This window comes from Geodermatophilus sp. TF02-6 (assembly GCF_003319115.1).
In the GTDB taxonomy this organism is placed as follows: Bacteria; Actinomycetota; Actinomycetes; order Mycobacteriales; family Geodermatophilaceae; genus Geodermatophilus.
Genome location: NZ_QOHF01000003.1, coordinates 216,389 through 233,717, shown reverse-complemented (window position 1 = coordinate 233,717; position 17,329 = coordinate 216,389). Strand labels below are relative to the sequence as shown.

The following is a 17,329-nucleotide window of genomic DNA, read 5'->3' as shown; positions in this document are numbered from 1 at the left end:
GTCCTTTCTCTATCCTCTAGGGCATGGCACGCAGCAGGTCCACCGACTCCTCCGCGCCGTCCGGCACCGGCGACGGCGCGACCCGGCGCCCGGCCCGGGGACGCGGCCGGAGCGGGGCGACCGCCGTCGGGGCCAAGGGGCGAGCGGCCGGCCGCGGCACGACCGGGGAACCGAAGGCCGGCCGGCTCAAACGGGTCGGCAACCAGGCCCGCATGCTCAAGCAGGCCTACTCGCTGACCCGCAGGAACGACCCCAGGCTGCCTTGGTTCATGCTCATCGCCTTCGTCGCGGTGGCCGCGGTCGTGGAGCTGGTCGGCATCCTGCTCGGCTCGCCGTTCCTCTTCCTCCCGCTGGCGGTCGTCCTCGGGGCGCTCGCCGCGCTCGTCGTCTTCGGCCGCCGCGCGCAGGGCTCGGCCTACCGGCAGGTGGAGGGGCAGCCCGGAGCGGCCGCCTGGGTGCTCGAGGGCATGCGCGGGGACTGGCAGGTGTCCTCCGGCGTCGCCGGCACCACCCAGCTGGACGCCGTCCACCGGGTGCTCGGCCGCCCCGGGGTGATCCTCGTCGGCGAGGGGGTGCCCTCCCGGGTGCGCCCGCTGCTGGCCCAGGAGAAGAAGCGGATCGCCCGCGTCGCCGGCGACACCCCGATCTACGACGTCCTGGTCGGCGACGGCGAGGGGCAGGTGCCCCTGCGCAAGCTGAGCGCGCACGTCATGAAGCTGCCGCGCAACCTCTCCGGCGCCGAGCTCAACGCCCTGCGCAAGCGGCTGTCGGCCCTCGGCGGCACGCGGATGCCGGTGCCCGGCGGCCCGCTGCCCGGCGGCCGGCAGATGTCGGTGAGCCAGCGGCAGGTCCGCCGCCGCTGAACCAGGCCGCCGCTGAACCAGGCCGCCGCTGAACCAGGCCGCCGCTGAACCAGGCATGGGAAGCGATACGTGCGTCCTCGCGGGCAGAACGCACGTATCGCTTCCCATGCCCACATCGGTCAGCTGACGTCGCGGCGGCGCACCAGCAGCAGCGCCAGGACGGCGAACCCGACGAGGTAGCCGACCAGCCACCCGGTCGCCGTCGCACCGCCGAGGACGTCGAGCACCCCCGGGGTACCGTCCCCGGTGCCCTCGGCGACGCCACCGAGCGCGCCCACCAGCGACCCGGCCGCGGTGCCCGGCAGGTGGTCGGTCACCGGTGCGATCCCGGGGAGCACCCCCACCACTCCGCGCAGCAGCGTCTCGACGACCAGCGCCCACACCAGTCCGAGCCCGACCCCCAGCGCGGGGCTGCGGGTGAGGACGCCGACCAGCACGCCCGCCGCGGCCCACATGCCGAGCACGAGCAGCCCGGCCCCGACCGCCTGCACCGCGTCACCGGCCGCCGGCAGGTCGACCGGCTGCCCTTCCAGGACGGCGATCCCGACCGAGATCCCCAGGTCGACGAGGGCCGAGGCGAGCACCAGTCCGGTCACGAACACCGACAGCGCGACGAGGGTGCCGCCGAAGGCCGCTCCCCGGCCCGGCCCCTGGGTGAGCACCGTCTTCCACGTGCCCCAGCCGTAGCCGCTGCCCACCGTGAGCGCCCCCATGATCATCACCAGTGCGCCGCCGAACAGCGGCATCCCCTGCACGAGGGTGACCGGCGCGGCGGCCGGCAGCAGGCCGGCCAGCAGGGCGTCGGGCGGGGCGCCGTCACCGATCGGCGAGGCGTCGCCGCGGCGGTAGGCGACGTAGTCGAAGACGTACCCGAAGGTCACGTTGAGGGTGATCCACACCCCCAGCAGCACCCACAGCGCCGGCCAGCGGCGCAGGCGCAGCAGCTCGGCTCTCGTGCTCGCGTACAGCGCGCTCACCGCGCCACCTCCGTCATCTCGAAGAAGACCTCCTCCAGCGACCGCTCGACCGGCCGGATCTCCAGCACGTCGACGTCCTCCGCGACCAGCGCGCGGGTGAGCTCGGGCACCACCGGGGCGCCGGCCTGCAGCCGCAGCCCGCTGTCGTGGCCCTCCCCCACGACGGCCACCGCGTCGTCGCCGGCGACCCGCATGGCCACGGCGAGCGCGGCGTCCAGCGGCTCGGCCCGCACCAGGACGGCCGTCGCCCCGCGCAGCTCGGCCACGGTGCTCTCGGCCACCAGCCGGCCGTCGGAGACCACCCCGACGCGGTCGCAGATCTCCTGGACCTCGGCGAGCAGGTGGCTGGAGAGGATCACGGTCTGCCCGCCCGCGGCGACGTCGACGACGAGCGCCCGCATGTCGGCCATGCCGGCGGGGTCGAGCCCGTTGGTGGGCTCGTCGAGGACCAGCAGCTCCGGCTCGCCCAGCAGCGCCGCCGCGACCCCGAGCCGCTGCTTCATGCCCAGGGAGTAGGCGCGGAAGCGGTCCCGCCCGCGCGCGGCCAGGTCCACCCGGTCGAGCGCGGCGTCGACGGCTCGGTCGTCCAGGCCGCGGTAGCGGGCCAGCACCCGCAGGTTGTCGCGGCCCGACAGGTACGGGTAGAAGCCCGGGCCTTCCACCAGGGCCCCGGTGCCGGCGACGGCGGCCGGGGTGCCCGGCGGCGCACCCAGCACGCGAGCCCGGCCCGAGGTCGGGCGGACCAGCCCCAGCAGCATCCGCAGGGTCGTGGTCTTGCCCGCGCCGTTGGGGCCGAGGAAGCCGTAGACCTCGCCGCGCCGCACGGTCAGGCTGACGGAGTCGACGGCCAACCGGTCCCCGAAGCGCTTGGTCAGGGAGTCGGTGGTCACCACGGTCTCGTCCATGCCGAGCAGCGTCCTGCCCGGTCTCGGTCTCCCGCGTCGGCCGGCGGGCGGCTCCGCGGCTACGCGGATCTGCGTACGCGAGGGCCGCTGCGGAGCGGAGGACGAGGGCCTCCGGCGCCGTCTAGGGTCGCGGCGTGGCCTCCGCGACCGCGGCCGCACCGCCCTCCGGATGGCGGGACCTGGTGCCCGCCCTGCCCCTGCTCGCGGTCGGGCTGGTCGGCACGGCTCGCGCGTCGGCCGACCAGCCCGACTGGGTGCGCCCGCCGGACACCTGGGCCTACGTCCTGGTCGCCGTCGCCGCGCTGGCCCTCGTGCTGCGCCGGCGGGCGCCGGTGCCCGGGCTGGTCGTGTGCGCGCTGGCGACGACCGCCTACCTCGGCGCCGGGTACGCCAACGGTCCGGTGCTGCTGTGCGCTCCCGTGGCGGTGTGGGCGGTCGCCTCCTCGGTGCCGTGGCGGCAGGCGGCGGCGTGGACGGGTGCGTTCGTCGTGCTCACGGGCGCGGCTCCCGCGATGGGCCGCGCTCCCGGTGAGGGGTGGCTGACCCACCTGGCCTGGGGCGCGGGGTGGGCGGCGGCGGTCGGCGGGGTGGCGGCGATCGGCGCCGCCCGGCAGGTGCGCCGACGGTCGGAGGCGGGCGTCCGTGCCGAACAGGCCCGCCGGGCCGTCTCGGAGGAACGGCTGCAGATGGCGCAGGACGTGCACGACGGCGTCGGCCACGCGCTGGCGGTCGTGGCGATGCACGCCGGCGTCGCCCTGCACGTGCTCGACCGCGACACCGACCGTGCCCGGCAGCTGCTGGCCGCCATCCAGGCGACCAGCCGCGAGGCGCTCGACGGGCTGCGCGCCGACCTCGACCGGTGGCGGTCGGCCGACGACGCGGCCGCCCGCCGTCCCGTCCCGGCGCTGGCCGACCTGCCCGGGCTGCTGGCCCGCATGCGCGCCGGTGGGTTGGAGCTGCGCGCCGAGGTCGACCCCTGCTCCGGCGTGCCCGACGCGGTCGGCGCCGCCGCCTACCGGATCGTGCAGGAGTCGCTCACCAACGTGCTGCGGCACGCGGGCCAGGCCCCGGCGCGGGTGTCGGTGTGCTGCGCGGAGGGGCGGCTGACGGTCGAGGTCCGCGACTCCGGGTCCGCCGCACCGACCCGGGGGCCGGGTGCCGGGTCCGGGATCGCCGGCATGCGCGGGCGGGCAGCCGCGGTCGGCGGCCGGCTCACCGCCGGGCCCGCGGCCGGTGGCGGTTTCGTCGTCCGGGCGGAGCTGCCTCTCGCCGTCGCGTCCCCGGCAGGCCGGGACTCGTCGTGATCCGGGTGGCGGTCGTCGACGACCAGGCACTGGTGCGCATGGGCCTGCGGGTGCTGCTCGACAGCGAGCCGGACACCGAGCTGGTCGGCGAGGCGGCCGACGGCGCCGCCGGCGTGGACCTGGTCCGGTCGACCGTGCCGGACGTCGTCCTCATGGACGTCCGCATGCCCGGCACGGACGGGCTGACCGCGCTGCGCCGGATCACCGAGGACCCGGCGCTGGCGGCCGTGCGGGTGGTCGTGCTGACCACCTTCGAGCTCGACGAGTACGTCTTCGAGGCGCTGGCCGCCGGCGCCAGCGGGTTCGTGCTCAAGGACGGCGAGCCGACCGAGCTGCTGCGGGCCATCCGGGTCGTGGCCGACGGCGGCTCGCTGCTGTCGCCCTCGGTGACCCGCCGGGTGATCGCGCAGTTCGCCACGGCGCCGGCGCGGCGGAGCGCGCCCCGCCCGGGGATCGGCGAGCTCACCGAGCGGGAACGGGAGATCGTCGCCTGGGTCGCGACGGGGCGCTCGAACGACGAGATCGCCGAGGAGCTCGTGGTCAGCCCGGCGACGGTCCGCACGCACGTCGGCCGGGCGATGCTCAAGCTGCACGCGCGGGACCGCGCCCAGCTGGTCGTGTTCGCGATCGAGTCGGGGCTGCAGGCTCCTAGGACCGGATGACGGCGGTGTCGGTCAGCCGGTCGTGCAGCCCGCGGCCGTCGGAGTCGACCACCAGCGCCGGCAGCAGCAGCATGAGCAGCGCCGTGCGGACGACGGCCCGCCACAGCGCCAGCCGCGCGCCCGCCCGCGGGTGGGCCAGGCGCAGCCCCAGCAGCCGCATGCCCGGGGTCTGCCCGAAGGCGACGAGGGTGACCACGGTGACCAGCCCGAACGACACCAGGCTCCAGTTGCCGGGCAGCCGGGGTGCGGTGAACAGGCCGGCGACGAGGGCCGCGGCGAGCGCGTCGACGAGGAAGGCGCCGACCCGGCCGGAGAAGCTGGCCAGGGACCCCGGACCGTCGGCGGGCAGCCCGAGTGCGACGCCGCGGGGGCGCTCCTGAGGGGGTGGCTGTGCTCCGCCGACCATGACCGTCAGCGTAGAGAAGGGACCCCCTGCCCCCCCACCGCTCGCAGGCTCGCGGCGGGCCCCTGCAGGGGGCCAATCCTCCCCCCGCCTCGCAGGCTCCCGGCCCCGTGCCGAGGCTCCGGCCCCGTCCGGGGCACCGGCCCGAGCTCGTGAGGGCTGGGGAGGACGGGGTCTGCTGGAGGATGGTCGAGACGTGCCGGCGAGACGCCGGGGGCGCTGTTACCGGTCGGAAACACTCGGGACACCCGAGGGCAACCCCCCGCACGTAGCTTTCGGCTCGGCCGTCCGCCCACTCCCGGAGGATCGATGTTCACCAGCCCCGACGAAGTCGCCGCCTACATCAGCGACAACGACGTCGAGTTCGTCGACGTGCGCTTCTGCGACCTGCCCGGCGTCATGCAGCACTTCACCATCCCGGCGTCGACGTTCGGCGAGGACACGTTCAGCGACGGGCTCGGTTTCGACGGCTCGTCGATCCGCGGTTTCCAGACGATCAACGAGTCGGACATGCTGCTGCTGCCCGACGCCAACAGCGCCTACCTCGACCCGTTCCGGGCCCGCAAGACGCTGAACATGAACTTCTTCATCCACGACCCGATCACGCGGGAGGCCTACAGCCGCGACCCGCGCAACGTGGCGAAGAAGGCCGAGGCGTACCTGTCCGCCAGCGGCATCGCCGACACCGCGTACTTCGGCCCCGAGGCGGAGTTCTACATCTTCGACTCGATCCGGCACAGCACCGGCATCAACGAGGGCTACTACCACATCGACTCGGTCGAGGGGTCGTGGAACAGCGGGGCCCTGACCGGCGCGAACGGCGGGCCGAACCTCGGCTACAAGACCCGCGCCAAGGGCGGCTACTTCCCGGTCGAGCCGTTCGACCACTTCAGCGACCTGCGCGCGGAGATGATGGTCAACCTGACCAACGCCGGGCTCGAGCTCGAGCGCGGGCACCACGAGGTGGGCACCGGGGGCCAGGCCGAGATCAACTACAAGTTCGACACGCTGCTGCGGGCGGCCGACAGCCTGATGCTGTTCAAGTACGTCATCAAGAACACGGCCTGGCAGGCCGGCAGGACCGTGACCTTCATGCCGAAGCCGCTCTTCGGTGACAACGGCTCGGGCATGCACACCCACCAGTCGCTGTGGAAGGACGGCGAGCCGCTCTTCCACGCCGAAACCGGCTACGCGGGCCTGTCCGACACCGCCCGCCACTACATCGGTGGCCTGCTCGCCCACGCGCCGTCGCTGCTGGCCTTCACCAACCCGACGGTGAACAGCTACCACCGCCTGGTGCCCGGCTACGAGGCCCCGATCAACCTCGTGTACTCGGCCCGCAACCGCTCGGCCTGCTGCCGCATCCCGATCTCCGGCGACAGCCCCAAGGCCAAGCGCATCGAGTTCCGGGTGCCCGACCCGTCGGCCAACCCCTACCTCGCCTTCTCGGCGATGATGATGGCCGGCCTCGACGGCATCAAGAACAAGATCGAGCCGCCGGCGCCGGTCGACAAGGACCTCTACGAGCTGCCGCCCGAGGAGGCTCTCGGCATCGAGAAGGTGCCGGCCTCGCTCGACGCCGTCCTCGACACCCTCGAGACCGACAACGAGTACTTGATCGACGGTGGGGTGTTCACCCCCGACCTGATCGAGACGTGGATCGAGTACAAGCGGGAGAACGAGATCGACCCGATCCGCCTCCGCCCGCACCCGCACGAGTTCGCGATGTACTACGACATCTGATCTGCGCTGGCGGGCTGACCTGCGGTTTGACCGCAGGTCAGCCCGCTTGGTCCCCAACCGATCCCCACGAGCGGCCAGCTCAGCACCGACGCCGGCCGCGCGGATTCGTAGCTGTCGCGCCACAGGCGTCCGCACGTGTCCAGCGTCGTCTTGGCGCCGCCGAGCCGGAGCCCGTGGTGGACGGCCTTGACGTCGAGGCCGCTGCCGATGAGCAGCCCAGTTCGCCCTGCACATGATCTCCGCGATCAGCGCGCAGGGCGCGCTGCGGTTCTCGCTGTTCGCCGGCACGTTGACCGCCGCCGGGTTCATCGCCTTCCTCACCCGGCTGCGGCACGACGCTGGGCAGCACCGGAGCGGGCCGGTGTTCGTCATCGTCGATGGCCACCCGGTGCACCGCGCCACGGCCGTCGACGACTTCGTGCGGTCAACGGACGGGGCGCTGCGGCTGCACCGGCTACCGGCCTACTCCCGGCAGCTCCACCCCGACGAATGGGTGTGGAACAACGTCAAGGCCGACGGCGTGGCTCCTGCGGCTCCGAAAGGACCCAAGCAGATGAAGGCGGTCGTCACCGCCCGGCTGCGCCGGCTGCGACGCCTGCCGCACATCGTCCGCGGCTTCTTCGCCGACCGGGAGCCGGCCTACATCACTGCCATGGCTTGAAGTCAACCTCCAAGCAATCTCCCTGGTAGCCCTTGACAGGGACGCTCGAGCTGGCGTCCGCGTCCTCGGAAGGTGCCGTCAGCACAGGCGTCGCCCAGGGTCAGTGCGTCAGCCTGCGCCGCGGCCGGTCCGCCTGGGCGGCGAGACCATGGTCGCAGCCCTTCCCCTTCGGGGGAGCGGCGGGCCTCGGATGTTCTTCGAGGCCGCTGGGTAGCTCCAAAACATGAGCCTCACCAAGGGCACGGGGCCGTTCGGCGAGCGCCCCGCGGGGACGTTCAACTTCGATCCCGGGAGGCCGGAGCACGTTCTATACGTCGAGAGCTGCCCACGGCGGGTCCGCGTCGTCCTGGCCGGCGAGACGATCGCGGACAGCACCGGCGTGCAATTGCTGCATCCGCCAGGGCGCACGCCCACGTACCTGTTCCCACCGCAGGACGTCCGGATGGACCTGTTCGAGCCCGGTGAACGGCGGCGGACGGACCCGGGCATCGGCCCGGCGACGTACTGGAACGTGCGGGTAGGCGACCGCAGCGCGCCCGACGCCGCCTACTCGTGGCACCAGCCGTCAGAGAACGCCTCGGCGATCGCCGGGCTCATCGCCTTCGACTGGGACTCGATGGACGGGGTGTTCGAGGAGGACGAGGAGGTGTTCGTCCATCCGCGCGACCCGTACACCCGGGTCGACGTGCTGCGTAGCTCCCGCCGGGTGCGAGTCCGGCTGCACGGCACGCTCGTCGCCGACTCCACCCGGCCGCGCATGCTCCTCGAAAGCGGTCTGCCAGTCCGCTGGTACCTCCCGCGCGAGGACGTCCGGACCGACCTGCTCGAGCCGAGCTACTCCACGACGCGCTGCCCCTACAAGGGCGTCGCACACTACTGGTCGCTGCGGCTCGACGGCCGGCTGGAGAAGGACATCGTCTGGACCTACCCCGAGCCGTTCCACGACGCGGAAGCGGTGAGAGGATTGATGTCCTTCGTCGATGACCGCGTCGACCTGGAGGTCCACGACGCCCTCCGGCTGTGAGGCATCAGATCAGGCCCGAGTACGTGGGCGCTCCCGCGCCAGGGCGCCTCGGCGATCCCAGCGCCCGGTGCAGGGCGTCTCCGCCTTCCCGGAGAGTGGTGCAGGGCGTCTCCGCCTTCCCGGAGAGTGAAGTGCGCCGCGTTAGCCGCGTTAGCCGCGGACCGTGCCCGTGCAGGCGCGCGACGTCGCAGACGTTGCCCCGGGCGCCCTGGCAACCCGTGCCCCAAGGGGACCGGGCCGTCCAGGCGGGCACCTCGCCGGCGAGCCGGGTCGGCACCGAGGTGCAGATGGGCGCCGTCCTGCTCGGGACCGTGCTGGGCACTCGTTCCGACAGCGACACTCCCACATGCTGATTGAGGGTCATGGTTGCAGCCCTCACCGCGCCGGCGCCATCTACCGAGCGCAGTGGCGGAGTACGCCGGCGCCACACCTGGTCACGCTCCCTGGCCAAGGTTGATCATGAGCCCGCCGTCCATCACGTACGAGGCGCCGGTGACGTAGTCGGCGTCTGCCGAGGCGAGGAACACCGCGAGCCGCGCCATCTCCTCCGGCTGGGCCGCCCGCTTCCAGGGGATGCTCTACACCTGCTCCTCCAGCACGGCCGGGTCGCCGATCGCCGGCTGGTTGACCGGGGTCAGCACCATGCCCGGCGCGAGGCTGTTGACGTTGATCTTGTGGGGAGCGAGCTCCAGCGCCAAGGTCCGGGTCAGCACCGGATGGCGCCCTTCGAGCAGTCGTAGTCCGAGCCGGCGGGGTGGGGATTGTCGGCGTACACCGAGGACAGGTTGATGATCTTGCCTGCCGCCACCTCGCGCCAGCCGCTCCTGGCGAACCGGCGGCAGCAGAAGGAGTAGCCGTAGACGTTGGTGCGGATCGCCCGGTCCCACACCTCGGTGGACAGCTCGGCGACCGGAGTTCCGGACGCATCGACGCCGGCGTTGTTCATCAGGACGTCGAGGGTGCCGAACTCGGCCAGGGCCGCCTCGAACATCGCGCCCACCGCCTCCTCGTCCTGGACTTCGGCCTGGGTGACCAGGCTCCGCCGTCCGCATGCCTCGACGTCGGCCCTGGTCCGCTCGGCTCCGTCGGCGTCGTCGAGGTAGTTGGACGACGACGTCGGCTCCCTCCCCCGCGAACTCCCTCGCCGTCGCCTGTCCGATCCCGGAGTCCGACCCGGTGCTGAATGCGACCTTGCCGGTCAGCCGTCCGCCGCTCATGCCAGTCCTGCAAGTAGTCAGTCGGTGGCTCCTCCGTGTTCCGGATCCGCGCCCGTGCTGGCGGCGGTGCCGGGGACGGGGGAGTTCGGGGCCGGGGCGGGCGAGGGGTGCGCCAGCCGCCACGCGGCATTGATCAGCCCGATGTGGGAGAAGGCCTGTGGCATGTTGCCGAGCAGTTGCCCGGTGGCGGGATCCGCCTCCTCGGCCAGCAGCCCCAGGTCGTTGGCGTAGGAGGTGGCGCGCCGGAACCACTCCCCGGCGCGCTCGGCCTGTCCGGCGAGGGCAAGGCACTCGGTGAGCCAATAGGTGCAGATGAAGAATCCGCTGCGGTCGGCCGACCACCGCCGGACCAGGCCGTCGGCGCCCAACTCCCGCTCGACGGCGTCGATGGTCGCTGTCATCCGTTCGTCGGTCGCCGGGAGGAAGCCGACCAGGGGCAGCAGCAGCACCGATGCGTCGAGCTCGTCGGAGCCGAAGGCACCCGTGTAGGCGCCGGTCCGCTCGCTCCAGGCCTGGCTCAGGACCGCCGCGCGGATGGCGTGGCCGGCCGCCGTCCAGCGGGCCACGTCCGCCCCGTCGCCCAGCCGTGGCGCCAGGTCGCAGGCGCGGTCGAGGGCCACCCAGCACATCACCTTCGAGGAGGTGTAGTGCCGCTCGGCGTCCCGGGCCTCCCACATGCCGGCGTCCGGCGCAGTCCAGTCGTCGGCGGCCCGATCGGCGAGCGTGACGAGCATCTGGCGGACCGGTTCGTCGAGGTCGCCGAGGTGGTCACGCAGGACGTGGGCGGCGTCGACCACCTCTCCGAGGACGTCGAGCTGCTTCTGCCGCCACGCCTCGTTGCCCACGCGTACCGGCCGGCTGTCGCGGTAGCCGGCCAGATGCGGCAGCTCGCGCTCGGTCAGGTCTCGCTCGCCCTCGACGCCGTACATGATCTGCACGAGCTCGCCACCGTTGTGGCCGGCGGCGGTGGCGAACCAGTCGAAGAGCCGGTGCGGCTCGTCGGGGCAGGCGGCGATCCACAGCGAGCGGACGGTCAGGCTCAGATCGCGCAGCCACGCGAATCGGTAGTCGAAGTTCAGGTCGCCCCCCGGCCACTCCGGCAACGAGGTCGTCGCCGCGGCGACCACCGCCCCGGACGGCCGGTAGGTCAAGCCCTGCAGCATGATCGAACTCCGGCGCACCTCGGCGGGGAAGGCGCCGTCGTAGCCGGTGTGACCGCGGGCCCAGGACCGCCAGCCCTCCACAGTGTCCTGCACGCTCGGACGCTCGCCACCCGAGTCAGACGCGTCCGGGGGAGCGAAGGCCGGGGCGTAGCGGAGGCGGAGGTTGACGGTCTCGCCGGCCGAGACGCGGAAGGAGACGCGTGCGGCGCCGCCCCCGCAGGACCAGTCGACCGGGCCGGTGCACACTAGCCGCACTGGACCGCCGCGGGCCTCGACCTCGTGACCGGCGGGCCGGAAGTGCGGTTCGGTACGCCCGTACTCCATCCGCGGCGCCAGCTCGCTGCCCATCCGCACTGCGCCGACGAGCCCCGTCACCCGGCGCAGCAGAACGTGCGGACTGCGCAGACCGATGTCGTGGCCCCTGGCCCCGGGCTCGAACGCCAGGGCGTCACTGACCTCCACCACCCCGCTCGCTGTCCGGAAGACCGTCCGCAGGACCAGGGAGTCCTCGACGTACTCCCGCGAGGACTCGAAGGGGTCGACCGGCGCCAGCGTCCAGTGCCCGGCCTCCGCATCGAGCAGCCGGCCGAACACCGACGGCGAGTCGAACCGCGGGACGCACCACCAGTCGACCGAGCCGGAGCGGTCGACCAGCGCCGCCGACGTGCAGTCGGAGAGGAATCCGTAATCGCCGATGGCGGGCGGCCGGCGTCCCGGCGGGGAGTCGCGGAAGCGCGCAGCAGCCGGGGCTGGATCCTCTCGCCGGACCTGAGGGCCGCGGTGCGGGCCGCCGTCGTGGTACCCCGGGGAATCACCGTCGTCACTGGTACTCGCCAGACCTGCGTGGAGTCTGGCTACGTGCGCGCGCGGGCCCGACCCGGCCACGTGCGCCGCGTCCTCCGTCACCGCACGCGCGTTCACCGCTCGTCGGTACGGCGCGGATGGTGGACCGGTCACGACCGTCGGGCGGGGTCGAGAAGACGGTCGAAGAACAGGCCGGTGGCCTGGGCCTGCACGTACTTGTCGACGACGTCGACGACCCAGTCCTGCATCGACCACTTCCTGGGCTCGTAGAGACCGAGAGCGGTGTTGAGCAGCACGTCCCCGGTGTAGACGACGGCGAATACCGTGTTGACCGCCTTCTGCCCGCGCAGCCCCCTCGAGGCGGCGATGCCGTAGGCAGTGCCCCACATGCCGCCGAGAGCGAAGTGCGTGGCGTTGTTCAGCCGCTCGCGGCCTTCAGCGGTGGTCGGGTGCACAGGCAGGACCCGTTCGGCGAAGTCGGCCGGGGCGTAGCTGTTCTCGCGCCCGGTGAGCGGCATCTCGACGAGCTTCTGGAAGGCAGTCATCACCACCGTGCCCACGAGACCGGCCAGAACACCGCGGCCGATGTTTGCCGTCACGCTGATCGTGTTGGTCGGCTGCATGGGATCTCTTCTCTGGAGGCAAGGGCGCTACGCGGGAACCGAAGCCCTGGATGGAACGTGGTCGTGGACCGGCCTCAAGGCTCGAGAAGCGCGCACGGCTGCTGGTGCACACAGGACTTCATGCCCACGCTCGACCCGTTGTACCCATCGGTACAGAGTCTGTGTTGGCTCACCAGCAGGCGTGAACCGTCGTCACCGCTATCGGCGCCGCTGTCGGCGGGCTCTCGCGGGCACCGATCCGTAGGCGGGTGGCGGCAGATACGCTTGAGCGCCGCGGGGGGCCCGGCGGTTCCGTCCTGGCGGTACGTCGCCAGGCATGATCAAGGCTGCGGTGGATGTCCGAACCAACCACACAGCGCGGCAGGGACACCAAGCGACGGATCATCGCGGCGGCCGCCGAGCTGATGTACCAGCGCGGCGTCAGTGCCACCAGTGTCGAGGACGTCCTCGACGCCTCGGAAACGGGGAAAGGCCAATTCTATCACTACTTCTCCAGCAAAGAAGATCTCGTTGCCGAGATCCTGGATTATCAGCTGAACCAGATTCTCGAGGAGCAGAACTCCTTTCCGTCGGACAGCTGGGCGGGTATTCGGTCCTGGTTCGATGCGCTGGTGAGCAGGCACGAGGCCGAGCGAGGATTCCACGGATGCCCGCTCGGCTCGATCGCGAGTCAGGTGCTCGGTCAGAGCGACCCGTTGCGCCTCCTTGCCGCCGAAGCCTTCACCCGCTGGGAATCCTCGATGACGCAATGGCTGAGCGTGATACAGGCTGGGGGCTTGCTGCGTCAGGACGCCGACCCTGCGGTTCTCGCGCAGGCCACTATCGCCATCGTGCAAGGCGGTTATCTTCTGTCCGCGACCAAGCGGGACGCGGCTCCCATGCGCAACGCACTTGCAGCCGGCTTTTCTCACCTGACCTCGTTTGCCGCCACGTAATGACAAATTACTCCGCACGTCGACAGGGCCGCACGGTGCTCAGCCAGTCGATTGCCCGTGACCGTCGCGGTCAAAGTGGTCGTCGGTCTGCTCTAAAGATCGTTAACGGAGGGAGTTACAGGTACGGTCGGTAGTCGAGTTTGGTGCTGGTGAGGAAGCCAACCAGCAGCCCGGAGCGGTACTGCATCCGTTTGAGTCGGGTCTTCACCAGCACGGTCAGCTCGGCGATGGTGTGCTTGGTCAGATTGGTCAGCGACCGCTTCAGGTGCGACCACACCGGCTCCACCGCAGGGCAGCGTCAAAGTCGTGGTGTAGGGCTTTGAGCTGCTGATATGGGCGCGGGCACGGAGCCCGTGATGATCTGGTGATGTCTGAAGTCGCCCGATCGCCGGAGAGTCCCCGTGCCCGCTCTGCCATCTTCCCTGACCGCGCTCGCCGTCGCCGTCTCCGACGGCGAGGTGCCGCCCGATGGGCTCTCGCTGCGCGAGTCGGTGCAGCTGCTGACCGCTCTGGCGGGGGTGCCGGACCCACGGGAGCGTCGAGGTGTTCGTTACTCCGTGCAATCGGTGTTGCTGCTGGCGATCGGGGCGGTTATGGCCGGGAAGACCTCGCTGGTGGCGATCGCCGGCTGGGCCGCCCGCGCCGATCACCAACTCGTGCCGATCGGCCGGCGACCGTCGACGTCGACGTTCGGCCGGGTGCTGGCCGCGGTCGATCCGATCGCCGTGCAGCGGGCCATCGACCGGTGGACCGCGGCCCGTCTGGCCGACGCCGGCTCCTCACCCTCGCCGGCGGGGGCCGAGGTGATGGCTGTGGACGGGAAGGTGCTGCGCGGCGCCCGCACCGCCGACGGCCAGGTGAAGCTGGTCGCCGCCTACGACCAGCAGGCCGGGCTGGTCCGCGGCCAGATGGCCGTGCAGGCAGGCGACGAGATCGCCGCCCTGCCCGCGGTCCTGGACACCGTGGGTGAGCTGCACGGCCTGGTAGTGACCGCGGATGCTCTGCATTGTCAGGACTCCCACGCGCACTGGCTGGCCGCCCGCGGCGCGCACTACGTATTCACCGTGATGAAGCGAACCAGGCCCAAGCTGCATGCCGCGCTGGCCGCCCAGCCCTGGGGATCGGTGCCCGGCGTCAAGACGGTCGAGGTCGGACACGGCCGCCGGGAGTCCCGCTCGATCAAGGTCCTCGCCACCGACGGGCAACCGGCCCTGCAGGCGCTGTTCCCGCACGCCGCCCAGATCGCCAAGATCGTCCGCGTGCGCACCCGCGGGGACGGGAAGCGGTCGCAGGAGACCGTGTACATCGTCACCTCGCTGACCCACCGGCAGGACAGCGCCGGACAGTTGGCCGGCTGGGTCCGCGGGCAATGGACGATCGAGAACGGGCTGCACTGGGTGCGCGACGTGACCCTGAGTGAGGACGCCTGCCAGGTGCGGACCGGCCACGCCCCCACAACCTCGCCGCCCTCCGCTGCCTGGTGATCAACATGTTCCGGCTCGACGGACACGACAACATCGCCGCGGCCCACCGGCACTACGCCGACCAACCCCACCTCATCGGCCCCGCCCTCGCCGCAGCATGATCATCTCCGCGATCGGTGCAGCTCAGCCCCGCCACTCATGACTTTGCAGACGCCCTGGGGTGGGGCCGGGTGCACCGTCGGTACGCGAGCGACCCCCTGCCCGTCCGCGGGCAGGGGGTCGCTCGCACGTGTGACGAGCCGGGACCAGGCCGTCAGGACTCCCGGTGTGCCGCGGAGTCGGCGGTCGTGTCCCGGGTGGCTCACGCCGCGCGGTAGTTCACGTGGACGTGGTCCATGTGGTTGGCCGTCGCGCTGCCGCGGTCGGCCATCGGCTTCCACGAACCGGTCGGCGAGGTGAGGATCTTCTGCTGCCAGATGACGTACTCCACGCCGAGCTCGTCCCAGTGCGCGACGTGGTACTGGACGATCGCGTCGCCGAGGCCGGCGTTGGAGCCGACCATGTAGTCCAGCGCCCGCCCGGACGGGTGGCCGTTCGGGTCGACCGCGCTGGCGCGGGTGCCGCCGATGGTGATCCCGGCGGCGCCGGGCACGCCGGCGACGACCGCGTTGGCGGCGGCCTGGGCCTGCGGCTGCACGCCCCCGGCGCTGTTGGAGATCTTCGCGACCGCGGTGGTCGCGGTGACGGTCGTCGTCGCCACGGCCTGGGACGCAGCGGCGGCCGGGACAGCCGCAGCGGCAGGAGCGGCCTGCGCCGACCCGCTGGTCGCCAGCACCTCACCCGGGGTGAGCCGGTCGGGGTTGCTCCCGATGACGGCCGCGTTGCGCTGGTACAGCTCGTGCCACGACTGGCCGTGGGCGGCGGCGATCTTCCGCAGCGTGTCGCCGCGCTCGACCGTGTACTCGCCCCATGAGGCGCCGTGGCGGCCGTAGGTGGCGGCATCGTGGGTGGCGGGATCGCCGTCCCGGGTCGTCGCCGGGGCGGCGCTCGGCTGCGCGGCGGCAGGTGCCGGTGCGGGCGTCTCGGCCGAGGCCGCGGTGGTGCCGCCCGTCAGGTACTTGCCGCAGGTCGGCCACGCGCCGATGCCCTGGCCGGCGAGCACCTTCTCGGCGATCTCGATCTGCTCGCCGGGGGTCGCCAGGTCGGCGCGGGGTGCGAGGGCGGTGCCCCCGTAAGCGGCCCAGGTGGCCTGGCTGAACTGCAGGCCGCCGTAGTAGCCGTTGCCGGTGTTGATGTCCCAGTCCCCGCCGGACTCGCACTGGGCCACGCCGGTCCAGTCGTGGGTGGTGGTGGCGGCTTGCGCCGTCGAGCTCAGGACGCCGAGGCCGACGACGGTGGCGCCGGTCGCGACGGGGACCCGGGCGAGCGCCTTCTTGGCGCGGACGTAGCGGGGTGCGCGGTGCTTGGCCATGGTTGATCTCCGATCACCGCCGGCGAGGTGAGCTGTCGGGTTCGGACGATCGGTGCCCGGCCGCGCAACGCGGCTTCACCCCGAGGCGCGCCCGGCACTCAGGCCGTGGCACGCCGTGGTCGTGGGTCCCCCACCCCTGCCCTGAGGTCTCTGGATGGCAGCCGGTGGGCAGGGTTTGGCGGACCGGCGCCGCGCTCTCCTTTGCTGAGCGCAGCCAAAACGCTACGAGACGTCATGTGCATTGTCGCCGTGATGCCGCTCACGCACGGTCGGCGTCCGGAAGCGGAGCGCAGTGGCCGAGGAGGCGCCGTATCCGGTTCCGCGTGGGAGAGGCTCGGTACGGCAGGCGCGTGGAGCGGCGGGGCGCAGACGTCGGCGCGCCCGGCACGGCGGCACCGTCAGCCCAGCAACGGGCCCAGGCGCCGCGCGGAGTCCACGGCATCCGCGGTGCGGGCGCCGACCACGGACTCGTCCTCCCCCGGTGCGGTGACCGCGATCGCCGCGACGAGGACGCCGGAGGGCGCGCGCACCGGCACCGCGGCGCAGGAGACGCCCTCGTGCAGCTGCCCGGCCTGCAGGGCCACGTCGCGCTCGGCGACCCGGCGCAGCTCGGCGTCCAGCTCGGCCGGGCGGGTCACGGTGCGCGCGGTGAGCGCGTGCAGCCGGTGGGGGTGGACGACCTCCCGCCAGTCCGGTTGCTCGGCCAGCAGCAGCTTGCCCACCGCGGTGGCGTGCAGGTGTCGCTCCACCGCCTCCGGGGAGCGCAGCGGGTGGTCGGGGTCGACGTCCGCGCAGCGCAGCACCGGCCCGGAGTACAGCACCAGGTGCACCCCGAAGCGCACCCGCCGGCGCAAGTCGGCGAGCACCTCGCGCGCCGCCGTGCAGACCGGGGGCGGGCCGGTGCCCCGGGACAGTCCGGCGACCTTCCGGCCCAGGGCGAACCCGTGCAGGTCGGGCAGCCGGACGAGGTACTCCTCGCCCACCAGCAGGTTGAGCAGCCGGTAGGCCGTCGCCGGCGGCAGGCCGACGTCCTCGGCGACCTCCTTGGCGGTGACCCCGGCGCCGGCGCGGGCCACCGCCTCCAGGATGGCCAGCGCGCTCTGCACCGCCTTGGGCTGGCGGCCGGTGAGTCCGCGGTCGACCACCGGGC

At 72.6% G+C, this 17,329-nt stretch carries 18 protein-coding genes, 1 pseudogene and 1 riboswitch; of the genes and pseudogenes, 8 read left to right on the top strand and 11 right to left on the bottom strand.

The window, feature by feature from the left end:
- The first annotated feature begins 23 nt into the window (after positions 1 to 23).
- Positions 24 to 863, top strand: a complete 840-nt coding sequence (locus DQ238_RS04515; protein WP_113780109.1) for a DUF4191 domain-containing protein — start codon at positions 24 to 26, stop codon at positions 861 to 863.
- Between the two features lie 119 nt (positions 864 to 982).
- On the opposite strand, the gene DQ238_RS04510 is transcribed toward DQ238_RS04515, so the two are convergent.
- Both DQ238_RS04510 and DQ238_RS04505 read right to left on the bottom strand, forming a co-directional pair.
- A complete protein-coding gene (locus tag DQ238_RS04510; RefSeq protein ID WP_113780108.1) occupies positions 983 to 1,840 on the bottom strand; it encodes an ABC transporter permease in 858 nt (285 codons plus the stop codon).
- Positions 1,837 to 2,745, bottom strand: coding sequence for an ABC transporter ATP-binding protein (locus DQ238_RS04505; protein WP_113780107.1), 909 nt, complete (start codon positions 2,743 to 2,745; stop codon positions 1,837 to 1,839). Before DQ238_RS04505 ends, DQ238_RS04510 begins: the two co-directional genes overlap by 4 nt.
- A 134-nt stretch (positions 2,746 to 2,879) precedes the next feature.
- On the opposite strand from DQ238_RS04505, the gene DQ238_RS04500 reads away from it, so the two are divergent.
- Together DQ238_RS04500 and DQ238_RS04495 are read left to right on the top strand one after the other, a co-directional pair.
- Positions 2,880 to 4,049, top strand: a complete 1,170-nt coding sequence (locus tag DQ238_RS04500) for a sensor histidine kinase (protein ID WP_113780106.1) — start codon at positions 2,880 to 2,882, stop codon at positions 4,047 to 4,049.
- Entirely contained in the window at positions 4,046 to 4,711 is a 666-nt protein-coding gene (locus DQ238_RS04495) for a response regulator transcription factor (RefSeq protein ID WP_113780105.1), read from the top strand. Before DQ238_RS04500 ends, DQ238_RS04495 begins: the two co-directional genes overlap by 4 nt.
- On the opposite strand, the gene DQ238_RS04490 is transcribed toward DQ238_RS04495, so the two are convergent.
- Entirely contained in the window at positions 4,698 to 5,117 is a 420-nt protein-coding gene (locus DQ238_RS04490) for an RDD family protein (RefSeq protein ID WP_113780104.1), read from the bottom strand. The two genes, DQ238_RS04495 and DQ238_RS04490, sit on opposite strands and share 14 nt — an antisense overlap.
- Before the next feature lie 306 nt (positions 5,118 to 5,423).
- Here DQ238_RS04490 and glnA point away from each other — a divergent pair, with 306 nt between their 5' ends.
- From glnA to DQ238_RS04475, 3 genes are all read left to right on the top strand, one after another.
- Positions 5,424 to 6,857 (top strand): type I glutamate--ammonia ligase, encoded by a 1,434-nt coding sequence (gene glnA / locus DQ238_RS04485; RefSeq protein WP_113780103.1) that lies wholly within the window; start codon positions 5,424 to 5,426, stop codon positions 6,855 to 6,857.
- A gap of 232 nt (positions 6,858 to 7,089) precedes the next feature.
- The gene (locus DQ238_RS04480; RefSeq protein ID WP_233495695.1) at positions 7,090 to 7,518 is read left to right on the top strand and encodes a transposase; all 429 of its coding nucleotides are present in this window, start codon (positions 7,090 to 7,092) and stop codon (positions 7,516 to 7,518) included.
- A 223-nt stretch (positions 7,519 to 7,741) separates the two neighbouring features.
- Positions 7,742 to 8,542: a DUF427 domain-containing protein gene (locus DQ238_RS04475; RefSeq protein WP_113780102.1), complete on the top strand. Its 801-nt coding sequence runs from the start codon at positions 7,742 to 7,744 to the stop codon at positions 8,540 to 8,542.
- Positions 8,543 to 8,976: 434 nt separating this feature from the next.
- Here DQ238_RS04475 and DQ238_RS24040 read toward each other — a convergent pair whose 3' ends face one another.
- From DQ238_RS24040 to DQ238_RS04460, 5 genes and pseudogenes are all read right to left on the bottom strand, one after another.
- Positions 8,977 to 9,117 (bottom strand): SDR family oxidoreductase, encoded by a 141-nt coding sequence (locus DQ238_RS24040; protein WP_255418016.1) that lies wholly within the window; start codon positions 9,115 to 9,117, stop codon positions 8,977 to 8,979.
- Positions 9,118 to 9,120: 3 nt separating this feature from the next.
- Positions 9,121 to 9,255, bottom strand: coding sequence for an SDR family NAD(P)-dependent oxidoreductase (locus tag DQ238_RS24035; RefSeq protein ID WP_199506129.1), 135 nt, complete (start codon positions 9,253 to 9,255; stop codon positions 9,121 to 9,123).
- Positions 9,249 to 9,632 (bottom strand): annotated as a pseudogene (locus DQ238_RS24030) (SDR family NAD(P)-dependent oxidoreductase); the annotation flags it as partial. The pseudogene DQ238_RS24030 and the gene DQ238_RS24035, both read right to left, overlap by 7 nt.
- A gap of 144 nt (positions 9,633 to 9,776) precedes the next feature.
- A complete protein-coding gene (locus DQ238_RS04465; protein WP_233495705.1) occupies positions 9,777 to 11,807 on the bottom strand; it encodes a glycoside hydrolase family 15 protein in 2,031 nt (676 codons plus the stop codon).
- Between the two features lie 68 nt (positions 11,808 to 11,875).
- Positions 11,876 to 12,349 (bottom strand): hypothetical protein, encoded by a 474-nt coding sequence (locus DQ238_RS04460; protein WP_113780101.1) that lies wholly within the window; start codon positions 12,347 to 12,349, stop codon positions 11,876 to 11,878.
- A gap of 335 nt (positions 12,350 to 12,684) precedes the next feature.
- Here DQ238_RS04460 and DQ238_RS04455 point away from each other — a divergent pair, with 335 nt between their 5' ends.
- Positions 12,685 to 13,284: a TetR/AcrR family transcriptional regulator gene (locus DQ238_RS04455; RefSeq protein WP_113780100.1), complete on the top strand. Its 600-nt coding sequence runs from the start codon at positions 12,685 to 12,687 to the stop codon at positions 13,282 to 13,284.
- Between the two features lie 115 nt (positions 13,285 to 13,399).
- Here DQ238_RS04455 and DQ238_RS22700 read toward each other — a convergent pair whose 3' ends face one another.
- Positions 13,400 to 13,570, bottom strand: a complete 171-nt coding sequence (locus tag DQ238_RS22700; RefSeq protein ID WP_158550715.1) for a hypothetical protein — start codon at positions 13,568 to 13,570, stop codon at positions 13,400 to 13,402.
- Between the two features lie 115 nt (positions 13,571 to 13,685).
- Between DQ238_RS22700 and DQ238_RS04450 the strand changes: the two genes are divergently transcribed.
- Positions 13,686 to 14,768, top strand: a complete 1,083-nt coding sequence (locus tag DQ238_RS04450; RefSeq protein ID WP_158550714.1) for an ISAs1 family transposase — start codon at positions 13,686 to 13,688, stop codon at positions 14,766 to 14,768.
- A gap of 301 nt (positions 14,769 to 15,069) precedes the next feature.
- On the opposite strand, the gene DQ238_RS23540 is transcribed toward DQ238_RS04450, so the two are convergent.
- Entirely contained in the window at positions 15,070 to 16,179 is a 1,110-nt protein-coding gene (locus tag DQ238_RS23540; RefSeq protein ID WP_199506127.1) for a transglycosylase family protein, read from the bottom strand.
- 2 nt (positions 16,180 to 16,181) lie between these two features.
- Positions 16,182 to 16,339, bottom strand: a riboswitch (cyclic di-AMP (ydaO/yuaA leader).
- Between the two features lie 238 nt (positions 16,340 to 16,577).
- A complete protein-coding gene (locus DQ238_RS04435; protein WP_199506126.1) occupies positions 16,578 to 17,324 on the bottom strand; it encodes an IclR family transcriptional regulator in 747 nt (248 codons plus the stop codon).
- Positions 17,325 to 17,329: the final 5 nt, after the last annotated feature.